The following is an 18,411-nucleotide window of genomic DNA, read 5'->3' on the forward strand; positions in this document are numbered from 1 at the left end:
TCTGCCACCCGTCTCTTTGACTAAAGTCAATGCGAGACGAATTGCATTGTTCTATTGGCTTCAAGCAGCGGGGCCGGCCTTCAATCGCACCGAGGAGTGGACACTATGCCCAAGCATTCCACCATCCCGACAATACCGACATTCGCCGATGCCTATTCCTATTCGCTCGATGCCTGGCAGCGCTCGGTCCTTTTTCTCGACGTGATGCGGCAGCGCGGCGCGCAATATGAGGAGCACCGGACGCAGACCGCTCCGAACGTGCTGGAGTTCGAGGCTCGGCTTGTCGGCGACGGACGCACGCTCGCTCGGCCGGTGAACTATGCGCTGGTGAGCATCGTTCCTCCCGAAGGTGTCGTGGCCGACCCGTCGAAGCGCCCCTTCGTCGTTGTCGATCCCCGTGCGGGTCACGGGCCCGGCATCGGCGGCTTCAAGGCAGACAGCGAGATCGGCGTGGCGATGAAGGCCGGCCATCCCTGCTATTTCATCGGCTTCCTTCCTGATCCGGTTCCCGGGCAGACGATTGAGGATATTGCTCTTGCAGAAGCCGTGTTCCTCGAAACCGTCATCGCTCGCCATCCGGATGCTGACGGGAAGCCCTGCGTGATCGGCAATTGCCAGGCGGGCTGGGCCGTGATGATCGTTGCTGCACTCAGGCCGGAACTCTTTGGCCCCATCATCATTGCCGGTGCGCCGCTTTCCTACTGGGCCGGCGTCAAAGGGCAAAACCCGATGCGCTATTCCGGCGGGCTCCTCGGCGGTAGCTGGCTGGCGGCGCTGACCGGCGATCTCGGCGCCGGCGTCTTCGACGGCGCCTGGCTGGTTCAGAATTTCGAGAACCAGAACCCGGCCAACACGCTTTGGACCAAACAATACAATCTCTATTCGAAGATCGACACGGAGGCCGCCCGCTACCTCGGCTTCGAGCGCTGGTGGGGCGGGCATGTGACGCTGAATGCCGAGGAAATGCAGTTCATCGTCGATGAGCTGTTCGTCGGCAACAAGCTCGCCGCTGGCGAAATCCGGACGTCCGATGGAACGGCGATCGACCTTCGCAATATCCGCTCGCCGATCGTCGTCTTCTGCTCGAAGGGCGACAACATCACCCCGCCGCAGCAAGCGCTCGACTGGATCCTCGATCTCTACGACAGCGTCGACGAGATTCGCGCCTACGGCCAGACAATCGTCTATACCGTTCACGAGACTGTCGGGCATCTCGGCATCTTTGTGTCCGCCGGGGTCGCGCGGAAGGAGCATGACGAATTCGCATCCAACATCGAGTTGATCGATGTGCTGCCGCCAGGACTCTACGAAGCGGTGCTGACGCCGGCAGCCAATGTGGCTGAGGGCAGGCACCTTGTGTCCGGCGAATGGCTGATGCGCTGCGAGGCGCGAACGCTCGATGATATCCGCGCGCTCGGTGGCAACGATATCGAGGACGAACGTCGCTTCGCCGCCGCGGCGAAGCTTTCGGAAGTCAACCTGGCGCTCTATCGCACCTATCTGCAGCCGCTGGTCAAGGCGGCGGCAACGCCGCCCGTGGCGGAGGCGATGCGGAACATGCATCCGCTGCGGCTGCAATACGCACTGTTCGGGCAGGACAACCCCTTCATGCCCTGGATGTCGGCGCTTGCGGACCATGTGCGCGAGAACCGCGAGCCTGCGGATGCAAGCAACCCGTTCATCGCCTGGCAGGAGGCCCTGTCGCAGCAGATCGTGGACGGCCTCGACACCTGGCGGCGGACGGCCGAGTATCTATCGGAACAGAGCTTTCACGCCATCTACGGCGCTCCGACACTCCAGGCCGCACTCGGCATCGACACGAATTCGGACCAGCCGCCGCGCAAGGCTGAGAAGAGCCTGCTTCATCAAGCGCTCGTCGAGGCGCGGATTGCCGAGCTCAGGACGAGATTTGCAGAAGGCGCTACGTGTGAAGGCCTTGCGCGGTCGTTGATTTTCGTCGGCATGGCGCGTGGCGGCGCCGACGAGCGCGGGCTCGAGGCAGTTCGCAGGCTTCGGCGTGCCCATCCCTCGGCGAAGCAACTGACACTAGCCGATTTCAAGGCGGTAATGCGCGAGCAGTACTTCATGTTGCTGATCGACGAGGACGCTGCCCTGGCGGCGCTTCCGAAGCTGTTGCCGGAAGCGATCGAGGAGCGTCGCGCGGCCTTCACCGCTCTTCGCGAGGTCCTCGAGGCCTCCGGTGTGCTGACAGGTCTTGCGGCCGAGCGGCTGCAACGGGTGGCGGCGCTGTTCGGGTTGGACAGCGAGCCGCCGGTGGCGATCAACGCCGGCAAGGTCGTCCGCAATCGTGCCGCATCCTGATCGAGAAGGAGCTTCGACATGTCCGAGGAAACCGCACTGCCGCTTGAGCAGTCCAAATACGATCTGCTGATTGCCACCGCGCGAGACGAAACGCCGGCGGTCACCATCGTCGCGCACCCTTGCGACGAAACCTCGCTGCGTGGCGCACTTGAGGCGGCCGAGACGGGACTGATCAAGCCCGTGCTCGTCGGCCCGGAAGCGAAGATCCGCAGCATCGCTGCCGAACACCGGCTCGACCTCGGCAACTCAGAGATCGTCGACGTGCCGCACAGCCATGCGGCGGCGGCGAAAGCGGTGGCGATGATCCGCGAGGGCCGCGGCGAGCTTCTGATGAAGGGCAGCCTGCATACGGACGAGCTGATGCGCGAGGTTGCTGCCTCCGCAACGGGTCTTCGGACCGATCGGCGGATCAGCCATGTCTTCATCATGGATGTGCCGGGCCATGCCGAGACGCTGTTCATCACCGATGCCGCCATCAACATCTTCCCGGACCTCGAGGCCAAGCGCGACATCGTGCAGAACGCCATCGACCTCTGGGTTACGATCGGTCTTGGCGAGCCGCGCGTCGCCATTCTTTCGGCTGTCGAGACCGTGACGACGAAGATACCGTCGACGATCGAGGCGGCGGCGCTGTGTAAAATGGCGGAGCGCGGCCAGATCACCGGCGGCCTGCTCGAGGGCCCACTTGCCTTCGACAATGCGATCGACCCGGAGGCAGCACATATCAAGGGCATCAAGTCCCCGGTTGCTGGCCGGGCGCAGATCCTGGTGGTGCCCGATCTTGAGGCCGGCAATATGCTGGCGAAGAATCTCACCTTCCTGTCCCATGCCGACGCCGCCGGCATCGTCCTTGGCGCCCGCGTGCCGATCGTGCTGACCTCGCGGGCGGACTCCGTGCGCACGCGCCTTGCTTCCTGTGCCGTGGCTTCGCTCTATGCGGCAAGGCGACGCGCCGCCCAAGTTGCGGCGGTGTAGCCATGGATGCGCTTCTCGTCGTCAATGCAGGATCGTCCAGCCTGAAGTTTCAGGTTTTCGGGATCACGGATGCCGGTCTCGAACGCCGGGTGAAGGGGCAGATCGGCGGCATCGGTACGCGACCGCGCCTGCAGGCGAAAGCGGCCGACGGAACCGTGCTGGTCGATCGCAACTATGAAGCCGACGTCGTCGGCGACCTGCCGGCGGCGATCGCCGCGGCGCGGGACTGGCTGTTGACGCTTCAGGGCTTCACCTTGCGTGCGGTCGGTCACCGGGTGGTACATGGCGGGCCCGACTATGCCGAGCCGGTGCTCATCGATGCGACAGCGCTGGATCGTCTGGCGAGCTATCAGGATCTCGCGCCGCTGCACCAGCCCAACAACCTCGCGCCGATCCGTCAGGCCATGGCGATCAATCCGGATGTGCCGCAGGTCGCCTGTTTCGATACCGCCTTCCATCACGGCCACCCGGAAGAAGTGAACTGCTACGCCATGCCGCGTAGCTTCTATGACGAAGGCGTTCGGCGCTATGGCTTTCACGGCCTCTCCTACGAATACATCTCGGAGCGCCTGCGGGACGTGGCGCCGGAGGTGGCACTTGGCCGCGTCATCGTTGCGCATCTTGGCAGTGGCGCCTCGATGTGTGCCCTCTACAACGGCCACAGCATCGAGAGCACCATGGGCTTCACCGCGCTCGACGGCTTGCCGATGGGAACGCGGCCTGGCCAGCTCGATCCGGGCGTCGTGCTTTACCTGATCCTCCAGCGCGGCATGAGTGCCCAGGCCGTTTCGGATCTGCTCTATCATGAGGCAGGTCTGAAGGGGCTCTCCGGTGTGTCGAACGATATGCGCGATCTTCTCGCAAGCGAGGACCCGCATGCCAAACTCGCCATTGATCACTTCCTCTATCGCAGCGGGCTCAATGCCGGGATGCTCGCGGCCGCGCTCGGCGGCATCGACGCTTTCGTCTTCACGGCGGGCGTCGGCGAGAACTCCGCTCAGATCCGCGCCCGCATCGCGGAGAACCTCGCCTGGCTCGGAGCCGAACTCGATCCGGCCGCGAACGCGGCGGGTGCCACGCTGATCTCCACGCCTTCAAGCCGCGTCGCGCTCTACGTCATTCCAACCGACGAGGAATTGATGATCGCGCGCCACACACTGGCGCTACTTCGAACTCGTGCAGCCTGATCCATCGGAGACAATCCATGTCCATTCCTGTCGCCAAGGCCAAACTTCTGGATGGCCGCAAAGGTCTGATCGTCGGCATTGCCAACGATCGGTCGATCGCCTGGGGCTGCGCCCGCGCCTTTCGCGCCTTCGGGGCGGAAGTGGCCGTCACCTATCTGAACGACAAGGCAAGGCCCTATGTGGAACCGTTAGCGCGTGAAATCGAAGCGCCGCTGTTCCTGCCGCTCGACGTGGCCGTTCCGGGCCAGATGGAAGCCGTGTTCGAGGAGATCGACAAGACCTGGGGGGAGCTTGATTTCCTCGTGCACTCGATCGCCTTTTCGCCGAAGGATACGCTCGGCGGCCGCGTGGTTGACGTGCCCCGCGAAGGGTTCCTCAAGACCATGGACATTTCCTGCTGGTCCTTCATCCGCATGGCGCATCTCGCCGAGCCGCTGATGAAGAATGGCGGCACGCTTTTCACCATGACCTATCACGGCTCACAGGTGGTGGTGGAAAACTATAACATCATGGGTGTTGCCAAGGCGGCGCTTGAAAGTGCGGTCCGCTATCTGGCAGCCGAACTCGGCCCCAAGGGCATCCGCGTCCACGCGATCTCGCCCGGAGCGCTTGCGACGCGCGCCGCTTCCGGTATCCCGGAATTCGACGCGCTGCTCGAAAAGACGAAGGTCAAGTCGCCGTCGCGCGAACTCGTCGATATCGACGATGTCGGCGTTGCGACGGCCTTTCTGGCGCATGACGCCGCCCGGCTGATAACGGGGCAGGTGCTCTATGTCGACGGTGGCTACCACATCATCGACTAGCTGCTGGCTGGCCGGCCGGTGCCTGCATGGGTCAGATGTTGCCCATGCAGAGGTACTTCATTTCCAGGTAGTCTTCGAGCCCGTGGCGGGAGCCTTCGCGGCCGATGCCCGATTGCTTGATACCGCCGAAGGGAGCGGCTTCCGACGACATGCGGCCGGTGTTGATGCCGACCATGCCGTACTCCAACGCCTCGGCCACATGCCAGACGCGCTTCAGGTTCTCGGCGTAGAAATAGGCGGCAAGCCCATAGATCGTGTCGTTGGCTTCGGCGATCACCTGCTCGGCCGTCTCGAAGCGGATGATGGGCGCGATCGGGCCGAAGGTTTCTTCCTGCGCGACCCGCATGTCGGTCGAGATGCCGGTCAGGACCGTCGGCTCGAAGAAGGTGCCTGACGCGCCGATCCTGTGGCCACCGGCGCGCACCCTGGCACCCTTGGAGACCGCGTCGGTAACATGGGCCTCGATCTTCTCGATCGCGTGCTTGTCGATCATCGGGCCGATGGTGATGCCTGGGGTGAAGCCGTCGCCGACGGTGAGCTCGGCAACTCGGCTGACGAACCTCTCGGCAAAGGCGTCATGGACGCCCGACTGCACATAGATGCGGTTGGCCGAGACGCAGGTCTGGCCGGCATTGCGGAATTTTGCCTGGATGGCGCCGTCCACAGCCTCGTCGATGTCCGCGTCGTCGAAGACGATGAAAGGGGCGTTGCCGCCAAGCTCCAGGCTGACCTTCTTGATCTGGTCGGAGCATTGCCGCATCAAAAGCCGCCCGACTTCGGTCGAGCCTGTGAAGCTGATCTTGCGCACCTTCGGGTTGCTGCAAAGCTCGCGGCCGATCGCGGCACCCTCCGAGGCATAGAGCAGGTTGACGACGCCCGTGGGGAAACCGGCCTTTTCGGCGAGCACGAACATTGCGCCGGCAACGAGCGGGGTCTGCTCGGCGGGCTTCAATACGATGGTGCATCCGGCGGCAAGGGCCGGCGAGATTTTGCGGGCGACCATCGATGCCGGGAAGTTCCACGGCGTGATGGTGCCGACGACGCCAACCGGTTGCTTGATGACAAGCATGCGGCGGTCGTTTGCCGGTGCCGGGAAGGTCTCGCCATAGATGCGCTTCGCCTCTTCCGCGTACCATTCGATGTAAGCCGCGGCGTGCAGCACTTCGCCTTTCGATTCCGCGATCGGCTTGCCCATTTCGGCGGTCAGGATCGCCGCGAGATCGTCGGCATGTTGCACGATCAGGTCATGCCAGCGCCGGAGTACCGCGCTTCTGTCCTTGGCGGGTTTTGCCGCCCAGAGAACCTGCGCCTTTGCAGCGGCTTCGATCGCCCCATGCGCCTCTTCGATCCCCATGTCTGGAAGGGCCGCCAGCAGCTCACCGGTCGAGGGGTTGAAGACGTCGAAGGTTGCGCCGGTCCAGCCTGCGGCGGCATGTGCAATGGTGTGTAGCGGCGCGAATAGCTCGGCGGCGCGCAGGTGCTTGGTCAAAGCGGGGGTCAAGGTCATTGGCGGGCATCCTCCGGCGATGGTCCGCCGGGGGGCGGCAGACCCGCTTTTGCTTGTTTTTGCGGGTGCCGAACGACGTCGGCACCCGAGCTTCACGCGTTTGAATCGACGCGCTAAGTCGCTGTAGCACTTCGAATTGCTGCATAATTTTGTCCTCAAGTCGATCCCGATTTGAGGAATTATGCACCGGGCAACCGCGTTAGCGGTCGCCTGGTCGGGCGTCAACCACGCGCCGCGAGGATCGACGCTTCGAGAATGTCGAGCGCTTCGGCGAAGACTTCGTCCTGGATGGTGATCGGCGCAAGGAAGCGAATGACGTTGCCATGCACGCCGCAGGTCAAGAGGATCAGTCCCTTTTCCAGCGCGATCAGGCGAACATTGTTGGCGAAGTCGGCGCTCGGCAGGTTGGTCTTCACGTCGTTGAACTCGACGGCATTCATGAAGCCGGGGCCGCGGATGTCGGCGATCTCGGGTGCCTGTTCGCGGATGGCGGCAAGGCGCTGCTTGAGCCGGCCGCCGAGCTGCTCGGCGCGTTCGCACAGCTTCTCTTCGGCGATGACATCGAGCACCGCATGGGCGGCGGCGATGCCGAGCGGGTTGCCGCCATAGGTGCCGCCAAGGCCGCCGGGGGCCGGCGCATCCATGACTTCGGCGCGGCCGGTGACGGCGGCGAGCGGGAAGCCGCCGGCAAGGCTCTTGGCCATGGTGATGAGGTCAGGCGCAACGTCGTGATGGTCCATGGCGAACATCTTGCCGGTGCGGGCAAAGCCGGTCTGGACCTCGTCGGCGATCAGAAGGATGCCATGCTGGTCGCAGATTTCGCGCAGCGCCTTCATGAAAGCGGCGGGCGCGGGGTAGAAACCACCTTCGCCCTGCACCGGCTCCAGGATGATCGCGGCGACACGGCCCGGATCGACATCGGCGGCAAAGAGCTTCTTGAGTGCTGCGAGCGACTGTTCGGTAGTAATGCCGTGCAGTTCGATCGGGAAGGGGGCGTGGAAGACGTCGCCCGGCATCGCGCCGAAGCCGACCTTATAGGGAACGACCTTGCCGGTCAGTGCCATGCCCATGAAGGTGCGGCCATGGAAGCCGCCGGAAAAGGCGATGACCGCCTGGCGGCCGGTCGAGGCACGCGCGATCTTGACGGCGTTTTCGACAGCTTCGGCGCCGGTGGTGACGAAGATCGTCTTCTTGGCAAAGTCCCCGGGCGTCAGCGCGTTCAGGCGCTCGGCGAGGTGCACGTAGGATTCGTAAGGCACGACCTGATGGCAGGTATGCGTGAAGCGATCGATCTGCGCCTTGACCGCCTCAATGACCTTGGGGTGACGATGGCCCGTGTTGACGACCGCAATGCCGGAGGCGAAGTCGATGTAGCGATTGCCTTCCTTGTCCCAGATCTCCGAGTTTTCCGCGCGATCGGCGTAGATCTGGGTGGTCATGCCGACGCCGCGGGAGATGGCGGCGTTCTTGCGGTCGGTGAGGCTGGTCATGGCGCGTTCCTGTCACGTCTGGAGTTAATATATTGCATTTTTTCTGCAAGTTTATTCTGGAAGTGGTACACCTTTCACAGTCGATTGCAAATCAAATTTGGTGATCGAGACAACACGGGCGCTGATGCGGCGTCCTTGTCAGATCTCAATCGTGACGGGTAAGATTGCGGACACGTCGGAACTGCACGGATTCGTGCGGTGCCGGCGGGCGGTAAAGGGAAGTTGGAATGGGCGCTGTGCGCTACAAGGTTGCCGAGGCGGCGCGTCTGGCGGGGGTCTCCGCTTCGACTCTGAGGTTATGGGAGACGCAAGGGTTGGTCGTGCCCGAGCGCTCGCCGACGGGACATCGGCAATATACGGAGGGCGATCTTGCCCGGCTGAAGCGCATCGCCTGGTTCCGCGTCGAACGCGGGCTGAACCCGGCCGCGATCCGCGAGGCGCTGGAAGCGGAAGGTGCCGGGGACGACGCTGTTTCGAGCGCGGGCGAGGGCGGCGATAACCAGGTCGGGCGCAAACTCAGGAGCCTCCGGCACGCGGCAGGAAAGACGCTCGAGCAGGTTGCCGGCGACATTGGCATCGCCGCATCGGTGCTCTCGACGCTGGAACGCACCTCGCAGGGTGTCTCGGTGGCCGTCCTGCACAACATCGCGGAATACTTCGGAACCACCGTTTCCAGCCTCTCCGGCGAGGAGGAAGCGGATGCGCGGGCCGTGGTGCGAGCCGGCGAATGGCGGACCTGGCCGCGCACGACGCCCGGCGTCACCGTGCAGTTGCTGGCCGACGGCCGCAACCAGATGGATTGCCACCGCTTCGTGCTGGAACCGGGGGCTTCCAGCGAGGGCGCCTACCGGCATGAGGGCGAGGAGTTCGTCTATGTTCTCTCGGGCCGGGTCGAGTTCATCCTCGACAGCGACCAGTTCTACGACCTCGGCGTCGGCGACTCGCTCTATTTCGAGAGCAAGAGGCGCCACGCCTGGACGAACCGGCACGACGGTGAAACCGTCCTTCTTTGGGTCAATACGCCACCGACATTCTAAGCCCCCGGCCGACTTGATGCGCTTTCGTTTCTGAAACAATACAAGAGCTTGCGGCCTCGGCCGGGCGGCGGTGACCGGCGCCTTGGTCGTCACGGTCGACCGCCCGCAGGCGAACTCGGCGCGCTGCCGCCATCCCAGCGGTCAAAGTTTGGCCCTATTCGACCCTAGAGTTTTAGGGGCCGCCTTCAATGCGTCGTGCGACCGATCAGACCTTTCACGCTTCTCTTGAAGCAAATGGCAACCTCGCGGCAAAAATCGTAGCTGACCAGAGAGTTGGCTCCACAAGGAACAGGGCCCGCAAGGGTCGGAACTCCGAGGGGATGTTCAATGTTGAATACGCGCGACCGTCAGTTGGACGGGTTGCGGGCCGCTGCCGTTTCCATGGTTTTGTACGCGCATTTTTTTGCCGCGGACGATTCCCATTGGGGACACATCGGTGTGCGGCTGTTCTTCATTCTCAGCGGCTTTCTGATCACGCGGCTATTGCTTGACGCCCGTTCCGCCGCTCAGTTCGAACCGGCGACGGCTCTCAGATCCTTCTACGCGCGCCGTGCCTTGCGTATCTTCCCACCCTATTTCGGCATGCTGGGCGTCCTGTGGCTGTTCAACCTGGAAGGCGCTAGGGAAGGCTGGGTCTGGCACGCGCTTTACCTCTCGAACTTCTGGTACGCGGTCAAGGACGCGTGGACACCGTGGGTGCTCTGCCACACCTGGAGTCTCAGCATAGAAGAGCAGTTCTATATCGTCTGGCCGCTTCTCGTTCTGCTGACGCCGCGCCGTCTGCTCGGGCGGCTTTGTGTCGGTGTGATTGCCTGTTCGCTGGCCTACCGCTTCTATTGGCCGCTGACAGGCGACCCCTCGCTCGCGCGCGACCTGCTGCCGCCGGCCTCGATGGATGCGCTGGCGGCGGGTGCCCTCCTGGCCGTCCACCGATCGCATGTCACAGCCTTGCCGCGATGGATGGCGGCCAGCTGGCTGCCGCTTTCCATCCTGTCGCTCGTCCTCCTTTGGGCGCGCTCGACTGCAATGGGGCCGGTGCCCGATTGGCTGGTGTGGATCGGCCTTGAAGTTTCGCCCCTGGTTCCGCTTGCAATGTTGGTGGGCAGCGCCTCCGCCGGGTTCCGCAACGATTTCGGCAGGCTGCTCGAACTCCCGCCGCTGACGGCGCTCGGGTGCGTCAGTTATGGCGTCTACCTGTTTCATCCGGTCGTACTGGCGCTGGTCGTCAAGGCGCAGGCGTGGATACCGGTCAATGTTTCCGAACAGGGCTTCGGGCGTTTGCTCGTTGCCGGTTCCGCCACTTTGGTCGTCGCGGCCGTCTCCTGGCTCGCCTTCGAGAAACCGCTCAACGCCCTGAAACGGCACTTCCCCTACCTTCGCGCGGGCGACCGGCGGGGTAGATCGGCCCCAAATGCCGGAAGCTCTGTTGACTGGCTGCAGGGGAAAAAGGGTGAGCGGCCGCAGCCGACCTATCGCACGGACGCCGCTGGCCGGGAAAATGCGCTTCATGCGTCAGATCTGCAATAACGTTCGAGAATGCCCATGACCGTTCCATTGGTTTCCGTCCTGCTGCCCGTCTACAACGCCGAGCCCTATCTGGCTGCGGCGCTTGAGAGCATTCTGAAGCAGGATTATCGACGGCTGGAGATCATCGCTATCGACGACGGTTCGCGCGATCGTTCGCTGGAAATCATGCGACGCTATCAGCAGGCGGACGACCGCATCACCATCGTCTCGCGCGAAAATCGCGGTCTGATCGCGACCTTGAACGAAGGCCTCACGCTGGCGAAAGGCGACCTCATTGCCAGAATGGACGCGGACGATATTTCCTATCCCTCGCGACTGTCACGCCAGGTGTCGCTGTTCCAGCGGCAGCCGGAGCTTGCTCTGTGCGGCTCGGGTATCGACACGCTCCTTGGCGACCGTATCATCCGCGGCACGCCCAACCCGATCTATCAGCCGGCGAGCCTGCGGGCGCTGTCGAAGTTCTTCACGATCTTCATCCACTCGACCGTCGTCTTCAACAGGCGCGTCATCCCGCAGGATATGCTGACCTATGATGCGCATTACGTGCATGCGGAGGATTTCGATCTCTTCCGAAGGGTTGCCGAGCGTTTTCCGGCCGTAATGATCGACGAGGCGCTGATCGCTTACCGCATTCACGGCAACAGCGTTACGAACACGCATAAGCGCCAGATGCGCCGCACGCATTTGCAGATCGTCGCCGAAAATCTCGAACGCGAAGAGCTTTGCGACGGTCCCTCTGCCTTGAATGATATCGGCCTCGCAGTGACGTCCGAAACGATAGGGCGAGCCGCTGCGTGTATTCTCTCGCTTGAGGCCAGGGTCTCGGCGCTTCCTGCGGAGACCCGCGCCGGATACGAGGCGGGCGCGCTGAATTTCTTCTATTTTCTCTATCAGCTCGTCAGCGACGAGCGGCGGCCGGAACTCACCCACGAGTTCTTGTCGCAGACGAGAAAATGGGGGCTCATCCGTCGCCGGGAACGATATGGCCTAATCGCCGGCGCTCGAGTGCCATGGTGCAGCCGCATGACGTTGGCTGCTTCAAGCCGGTTGGATGCCGTGTCGCGGTATCTGCAATCCGTGCCTGCGACGAGCGTCCTTCCGCAGCAGGGGATGCGCTAGCATGACCGTCGAGGGCCTGAAGTGGACAGCGGCGGAACGCAGCGACATGGTGGAGACGCCACGGCCGTCGTCGCCCCCCGCACGCAACGCGCTTTTCGCAAGCTTTATCGTCTGCACCCGCAATCGTGCGGCGGCGCTCGAGACCTGCATCCGATCGATCGAGACAGTTTGTGGCGCCCATGCTGCCGGCCGGTGCGAGTTGATCGTTGTTGACAACGGTTCGACCGATGACACGCCTGAGCGCATTGCCCGGATGGTTTCCGCTTCCCCGCTGGCAATCACGCACCTCATCGATACCCGACCGGGCCTCGCTGCCGCGCGCAACACGGCCATGGCACGCGCCCGTGGCGGCATTCTGGTTTTCATCGACGACGATTGTGAAATCGACACGAACTATCTGGCTGACCTGGAGCGCCACTACGCAAACGGCGAAAGCGGAATCATTCGCGGCGGCCGCGTGGAACTCGGAGATGCCAGAGACCTGCCCTTCACGATCAAACGATCGAACGCGCGTGAGCGGTTGACGTGTGACGTTCATCCGGGTGGCTTCGTCTTGGGCTGCAACATGACGATGCATCGCGAGGTCGCGCTGCGTGTCGGGGCCTTCGACGAACGCTTCGGCGCCGGCACCTCCCTGCAGTCGGCCGAAGACACCGACTATCTGCTGCGCGCCTACAGGCTCGGTATCCCGATCGAATACGTCCCCGACATGCTCGTCTTCCACCACCACGGCCGACGTACCCGCCTGGCAATCGAGAGGCTTCACCGCAACTACAGTTTCGGCAACGGCGCGCTTTGCATGAAGCATATCCGCACGACACCGTGGTTGCTGCGGCATTTCTGTTGGACCGTCCGGTCGGCGATCAGGGAAGTCTTCGGCGGCCCCCGGTTCGACCCCGTCCTGCACCTGTCGCATTGGCCAATCGTTTTCATGAACCTGCTCGGCGCTCTCAAGTTCATGAGCCTGTCCGTCGCCGAGCGGACAACGGGCCCGGTCGAACAACGGGCCCGAGAGCAACTCCAGCGCTGAGGACGGCCGCGATGTTCAGAATTCTCTTGCCGAGCCTGCAGCTGTTGCGCAATGCACTGGGTGGCCAGATGCGTCTGCTACCGGTCGTGGTGGTCCTCGGCCTCTGCAGCGCGGCACTGGAGGGCGTCGGTATCGGCCTCATCATTCCCATGCTGGGCATCATTGCGGGCGACCAGGATCCGGCGGCACTGAGCGGCGTCTCCTCTCTTTTCCAGCAGGTGGGATCGGGACTGGACGATCGCGAAAGGCTGATCGTCATTGCCGCTGCTGCCTTTGGGCTGATCTGTCTCAAGAACGTCCTGGCTTTTGCCAACACGGTGCTTGCAACCTTCATCTACGGCAAGGCTGGCCACGCGATCCGAAGCGCACTGTCGGGTCAGCTGCTGCGCATCGGCTACCCGTTCTTCATGAAGGAGAATCCCGGGCGCTTGCTCAACATCATTTCGAACGAGTCCTGGCGAGCATCCGACGCGATACAAACCGTACTTGCGGCCCTTGTAAATGGCGCGGCCGCCGTCATCCTGCTCGCGTTCCTCCTGCTTTTGTCCTGGCAGATGACGTTGTTCGTGGCGCTCGGCCTCGTTCTCGTGCAGCTCGTACACTACGTCCTGTCCGCAACCCTCACGGGGCCGAGCCGCGATGTCACCTCCTTCAACGGCGAGCTGGCGGCACGCATGCTCCACCTGGTCCACGCCGGCCGCCTGATCCGGATATTCGGGCAGGAGGCGCGGGAGAAGGCCGCGTTCGATGGGGCGTCGGATTCGGTCAGGCGCGCCGCCTTCGCACTACAGGCCCGCCAGGGCATGCTGCCACCGCTGACCGAGACGCTCCACTCCGCTCTCTTCCTTGGAGTGGTCGTCAGTGCCTGGTCTGCCGGCATCAGTTTTCCTGTGATCGTTGCCTTCGTGGTTCTGCTCTATCGTTTGCAGCCGCATGTGCGTGCCTTGCAATTGTCCTGGAGCCAGATCCAGGGCTGGAGCGGCTCGCTGGAGGAGGTGCATTGGTTGTTGGACTCGTCCGGCAAGCCGCGGCCGCCGGAGGGGAGGGAGCCTTTCAGCGGGTTGCGGCAGCGGCTGAGATTTGATGACGTCACTTTCCGCTATCCGAGCTCGGATTCCCGAGACGTCGTGCTGCAGTCGGCGGCGTTCGAAATCCGAGGCGGGCGTTCGACGGCGCTTATTGGCCGGTCCGGTGCCGGCAAGACGACGATCGTCAATCTGCTATGCCGCTTCGTCGAGCCGGATGAGGGAAACATTCTCGTCGACGATGTCCCGCTGAACCGGATCGACCCGGTGCAATGGCGAAGCCGGATCGCGCTCGCGAGCCAGGACCTGGAACTGGTTGATGGAACGATCCTGGAGAACATCACCTATGGCCGGGAGGCGACTACCGCAGCCGAAGTGGAGCATGCGGCCAGGATGGCCGAAGCGCATGGCTTCATCGAAGGCTTGCCGCAGGGCTATCAAACCGTCGTCGGCTATCGAGGTGCCAGCCTTTCGGCGGGGCAGCGGCAGCGGGTCGCGCTCGCCAGGGCGCTGGTGCGTGATCCGGATATCCTGATCCTTGACGAAGCCACCAACGCGGTCGACGGGCTATCGGAAGCGGCCATCGTCGAGACGCTGAAATCGAGAGCGGGACGCCGCACGACCATCGTCATCAGCCATCACCGCAGCACGATCTCGTTCTGCGATGAGGTCGTCATTCTCGGCGGCGGCCAAGTGAAAGGTCAGACAGCTTTTGCCGACGTGGCCGCCTTGAGCATGGATCAGCTTTATGAGCACGAAACCGTGGAAAAGCGTCGGGCTTGAGAGGGGCCTTGTCCGCGTTGTCTCCGGCTCGCTTGGCCGCTCCCAGCCTTCGATGATCGAAACGAAATCGGCGCGCGGCCGTATGATCACGGGCCGCGCGCCGGTTTGTTTCTCATAGGAAGGCCGCCCGCTTCAATAATGTAAGCGGAAAGCGTGCGGGTCCTCGGGATCAGGCTGCCGCGTAGCGCTTTGCCATTTCCGGCAGGCGCAGCGTGCGGATCTTGGAGGCCTTGCCGGCGGTGCGGAAGGCTTCGAAGCGCTCCTTGCAGACCTCGGTCATCAGCGCGGTTGCCGGCTTCAGGTAGTTGCGCGGGTCGAAATTCTCCGGGTTCTCGGCGAAGTTCTTGCGGATCGTGCCGGTCATGGCGAGGCGCAGGTCGGTGTCGATGTTGACCTTGCGCACGCCAAGCGGGATCGCCTTCTGGATTTCCGAGACCGGAACACCCCAGGTCGGCTTCATCTTGCCGCCATAGGTGTTGAAGAGATCCTGAAGATCCTTCGGCACCGACGACGAGCCATGCATGACCAGATGCGTATTCGGCAGCTTCTTGTTGATCTTGGCGATCGTCTCGATCGACAGGATGTCGCCATCGGGCTCGCGGGTGAACTTGTAGGCGCCGTGGCTGGTGCCGATCGCGACGGCCAGTGCATCGACGCCGGTCTTGGTGACGAAATCGAGCGCCTGGTCCGGATCGGTCAGCAGTTCCTCGCGCGACAGCTTGCCTTCGAAGCCGTGGCCGTCTTCCTTGTCTCCGGCGCCGGTCTCGAGGTTGCCGAGGCAGCCGAGTTCGCCTTCGACCGAAACGCCGGCCGCATGCGCGATGTTCACGACCTCTGCGGTGACGGCGACATTGTATTCATAGCTGGCGACGGTCTTGCCGTCCTTCTCCAGCGAGCCGTCCATCATGACGGAGGTGAAGCCGTTGGTGATGGCCGAGATGCAGGTCGACGGCTGGTCGCCGTGGTCGAGGTGCAGACAGACGGGGATATGCGGGTATTCCTCGGCAGCACCCAGGATCAGGTGGCGCAGGAACGCATCACCCGCATAGGAACGGGCGCCGCGGCTTGCCTGAAGGATCACCGGACTGTCGGTGGCATCGGCGGCGCGCATAACGGCCTGAATGTATTCGAGATTGTTCACATTGAACGCCGGCAGCGCGTAATCGTTCTCCGCCGCATGGTCGAGCAGTTGCCGCAATGTGATCAATGCCATTCGGTATTCTCCCTTGGTGCTCGGCGCAGCCTTCCCGGTGCGCCACAAAAACAATCCGGCTTGAAGCGCCGCATGAACATCATCGCAGGCAAGCGATGGCCGGAATTTCCGTGCGGCGTGACAGCGCGCGCGAATTGGTCGCGCCCACCGAAGTCAGGCGCACAATAGTTCATCGAAGTGGTTTGACAACCGGGCAAAAGGCAGGTTGCCAGAGGTCGAAACGCGCTTCAATCGATTTTACTGTGGACTGGATGCAACACCTTTCCGGTGAACTGGTTTCACTTTCTGGTGGTGCCTTTGAGGGGAGGAGGGCAAGAGTCGCATTTGCGACCTGTGCGTGTCTATTTCGTACTGCACACCATACCGGTCGAGTGCGCGGTGGAAACAGTCTGTCTACATGAAGTGAGGGGTTCGCAAGAAGATTGCGGCGAACGGCGCCATTCTTTGCGCACATTACGTAAACTGCCGGTAAAATTCACAAAGTTTGCACGGTCGATGATTCGACGGTGCCTGCGGCCGTGTTTTGTCGACAAAAATTGCCGACCTAAAACGTTGCAGGAGATTTCCCGAAATTGCCCTGCTTCCGTCACACGTCCGTCGCAAAGGCGACGAAAAGAATCGCAAACGAAATACAACCTATAGGATAGAAGGAATTCTGTCCTATAGATAAAGATGCAGACAGCCGCAGAATCCGCCTTGCGTTTGAGGACGATTTGCACTTCTCTCCTGCGATCACAAACCCAAAACAAGGGGAAGGAGAGAAACAAAATGGCATCACTGAAACTCAACCTTAGCGCTGCCGCGCTGATCGGTTCGCTGCTCATCGGAGCAAGCCCGGCGCTCGCCGAAGCTGTCCTGCATCGCGGCAATGCGGGTGAGCCGCAAACCCTGGATCAGGCCCATACCTCGATCAACATCGAAGCGTTCATCCTCAAGGACCTCTACGAGGGCCTGACGATCTATGACGCCGCTGCCAAGATCGTCCCAGGTGTCGCTGAAACGTGGGAGCTCTCGGACGACGGTACGGTCTACACCTTCAAGCTGCGCGCCGATGCAAAGTGGTCGGACGGTTCGCCGGTAACGGCAGAAGACTTTGTCTTCTCCATCCGCCGCGTCGAAGATCCGAAGACCGCGGCCGGCTATGCCAACATTCTCTTCCCGATCAAGAACGCCGAAAAGGTCAACAAGGGTGAACTGCCGACCGACCAGCTCGGCGTGAAGGCTGTCGACGAAAAGACGCTCGAAATCACGCTTGAGCGCCCGACCCCGTTCTTCCTGGAACTGCTGGCGCACCAGACCGCGCTTCCGGTCAGCAAGGCAAGCGTCGAAAAGAACGGCGCTGACTTCGTCAAGCCGGGTGTCATGGTTTCGAACGGCGCGTTCACGCTCGCCGCCCACGTTCCGAACGACAGCCTGACCGTCGTCAAGAACGCCAACTATTGGGATGCGGCCAACGTCAAGCTCGACAAGGTCATCTTCTACCCGATCGACGACCAGGCCGCTTCGGTTCGCCGTTTCGAAGCCAAGGAAATGGATCTCGTCTACAACTTCTCGGCTGATCAGATCGGGCGTCTGCGCACGTCCTACGGCGATCAGGTCCATGTTTCGCCGTCGCTCGCGACGTATTATTACGCCTTCGACACCCGTCAGGAGCCCTATAGCGACGTGCGCGTCCGCCAGGCTCTGTCCATGGCCGTCGACCGCGACTTCCTCGCCAAGGAAATCTATGCCGGTTCGCAGCTCCCCGCCTATTCGATGGTCCCCCCGGGCATCGAAAGCTACGGTGAGCCGTCCAAGGCCGAGTTCGGCACGCTGTCGCAGCTCGACCGTGAAGACAAGGCCGTCGCCCTGATGAAGGAAGCCGGCTACGGCGAAGGTGGCAAGCCGCTCGATATCGAGTTGCGCTATAACACCAACCCGAACCACGAGCGTGTTGCGACCGCTGTCGCCGACATGTGGAAGAACACCTTCGGCGCCAAGGTGTCGCTGGTGAACCTCGACGTGTCCTCGCACTACGCCTACCTGCAGGAAGGCGGCAAGTTCAACGTTGCCCGTGCCGGCTGGCAGGCGGACTACGCGGACGCAGAGAACTTCCTGGCACTCAGCGTCGGCTCCAACAAGACCTTCAACTACGGCCACTTCGAAAACGCTGAATTCGACGGCCTGATGAAGAAGTCCTACGACGAGCAGGATCCGGCAGCCCGCTCGAAGCTGATGCATGAAGCAGAAGCGCTGCTGATGAAGGAACAGCCGATCGCTCCGCTTCTGACCCAGGCCGACCTGTGGCTGGTTGCCAGCCGCGTCAAGGGCTGGGCGGACAATGCTCCGAACGAGCACCTCAGCAAGTTCCTGAGCATCGCCGAATAACGAACAGAGACGACGCGCGGTAACAG

Annotated in this window: 13 protein-coding genes; 10 read left to right on the plus strand and 3 right to left on the minus strand. The window is 62.6% G+C overall.

The annotated features are described in order from the left end of the window. The first annotated feature begins 105 nt into the window (after positions 1 to 105). The 4 genes from ACTJKE_RS07605 to fabI are packed head-to-tail and all read left to right on the plus strand — an operon-like array spanning position 106 to position 5,287. Complete coding sequence (locus tag ACTJKE_RS07605; protein ID WP_440691596.1) at positions 106 to 2,322, plus strand: DUF3141 domain-containing protein; 2,217 nt, start codon at positions 106 to 108, stop codon at positions 2,320 to 2,322. An 18-nt stretch (positions 2,323 to 2,340) separates the two neighbouring features. Further along, on the plus strand, positions 2,341 to 3,297 hold the full coding sequence (locus ACTJKE_RS07610) for a phosphate acetyltransferase (RefSeq protein WP_440637280.1): 957 nt from the start codon (positions 2,341 to 2,343) through the stop codon (positions 3,295 to 3,297). A gap of 2 nt (positions 3,298 to 3,299) precedes the next feature. Then, positions 3,300 to 4,484, plus strand: a complete 1,185-nt coding sequence (locus ACTJKE_RS07615; RefSeq protein ID WP_440691598.1) for an acetate/propionate family kinase — start codon at positions 3,300 to 3,302, stop codon at positions 4,482 to 4,484. Between the two features lie 17 nt (positions 4,485 to 4,501). After that, positions 4,502 to 5,287 (plus strand): enoyl-ACP reductase FabI, encoded by a 786-nt coding sequence (fabI, locus tag ACTJKE_RS07620; RefSeq protein WP_058326327.1) that lies wholly within the window; start codon positions 4,502 to 4,504, stop codon positions 5,285 to 5,287. Positions 5,288 to 5,318: 31 nt separating this feature from the next. Here the strand turns inward: fabI and ACTJKE_RS07625 are convergent, their stop codons facing one another. Then, positions 5,319 to 6,794: an NAD-dependent succinate-semialdehyde dehydrogenase gene (locus ACTJKE_RS07625; RefSeq protein ID WP_113511578.1), complete on the minus strand. Its 1,476-nt coding sequence runs from the start codon at positions 6,792 to 6,794 to the stop codon at positions 5,319 to 5,321. A 221-nt stretch (positions 6,795 to 7,015) separates the two neighbouring features. Then, complete coding sequence (locus ACTJKE_RS07630) at positions 7,016 to 8,284, minus strand: 4-aminobutyrate--2-oxoglutarate transaminase (RefSeq protein ID WP_093232910.1); 1,269 nt, start codon at positions 8,282 to 8,284, stop codon at positions 7,016 to 7,018. Positions 8,285 to 8,511: 227 nt separating this feature from the next. Here ACTJKE_RS07630 and ACTJKE_RS07635 point away from each other — a divergent pair, with 227 nt between their 5' ends. The 5 genes from ACTJKE_RS07635 (at position 8,512) to ACTJKE_RS07655 (ending at position 14,805) form a co-directional block, all read left to right on the plus strand. Next, positions 8,512 to 9,321 carry a MerR family transcriptional regulator gene (locus ACTJKE_RS07635; RefSeq protein WP_057248536.1) on the plus strand — a complete coding sequence of 270 codons (810 nt, stop codon included), beginning with the start codon at positions 8,512 to 8,514 and terminating at the stop codon, positions 9,319 to 9,321. 327 nt (positions 9,322 to 9,648) lie between these two features. Then, positions 9,649 to 10,848: an acyltransferase family protein gene (locus tag ACTJKE_RS07640; RefSeq protein ID WP_440691600.1), complete on the plus strand. Its 1,200-nt coding sequence runs from the start codon at positions 9,649 to 9,651 to the stop codon at positions 10,846 to 10,848. 15 nt (positions 10,849 to 10,863) lie between these two features. Continuing rightward, entirely contained in the window at positions 10,864 to 11,967 is a 1,104-nt protein-coding gene (locus tag ACTJKE_RS07645) for a glycosyltransferase family 2 protein (protein WP_058324955.1), read from the plus strand. Positions 11,968 to 12,013: 46 nt separating this feature from the next. Next, a complete protein-coding gene (locus ACTJKE_RS07650; RefSeq protein ID WP_058325075.1) occupies positions 12,014 to 12,997 on the plus strand; it encodes a glycosyltransferase family 2 protein in 984 nt (327 codons plus the stop codon). Positions 12,998 to 13,008: 11 nt separating this feature from the next. Continuing rightward, positions 13,009 to 14,805: an ABC transporter ATP-binding protein gene (locus ACTJKE_RS07655; RefSeq protein ID WP_440637288.1), complete on the plus strand. Its 1,797-nt coding sequence runs from the start codon at positions 13,009 to 13,011 to the stop codon at positions 14,803 to 14,805. Positions 14,806 to 14,974: 169 nt separating this feature from the next. Here ACTJKE_RS07655 and fba read toward each other — a convergent pair whose 3' ends face one another. Then, the gene (gene fba / locus ACTJKE_RS07660; RefSeq protein ID WP_058326324.1) at positions 14,975 to 16,018 is read right to left on the minus strand and encodes a class II fructose-bisphosphate aldolase; all 1,044 of its coding nucleotides are present in this window, start codon (positions 16,016 to 16,018) and stop codon (positions 14,975 to 14,977) included. A 768-nt stretch (positions 16,019 to 16,786) separates the two neighbouring features. On the opposite strand from fba, the gene ACTJKE_RS07665 reads away from it, so the two are divergent. Beyond that, positions 16,787 to 18,385: a peptide ABC transporter substrate-binding protein gene (locus tag ACTJKE_RS07665; RefSeq protein ID WP_057248532.1), complete on the plus strand. Its 1,599-nt coding sequence runs from the start codon at positions 16,787 to 16,789 to the stop codon at positions 18,383 to 18,385. Positions 18,386 to 18,411: the final 26 nt, after the last annotated feature.

Source organism: Ensifer sp. 22521 (assembly GCF_052044795.1).
In the GTDB taxonomy this organism is placed as follows: Bacteria; Pseudomonadota; Alphaproteobacteria; order Rhizobiales; family Rhizobiaceae; genus Ensifer.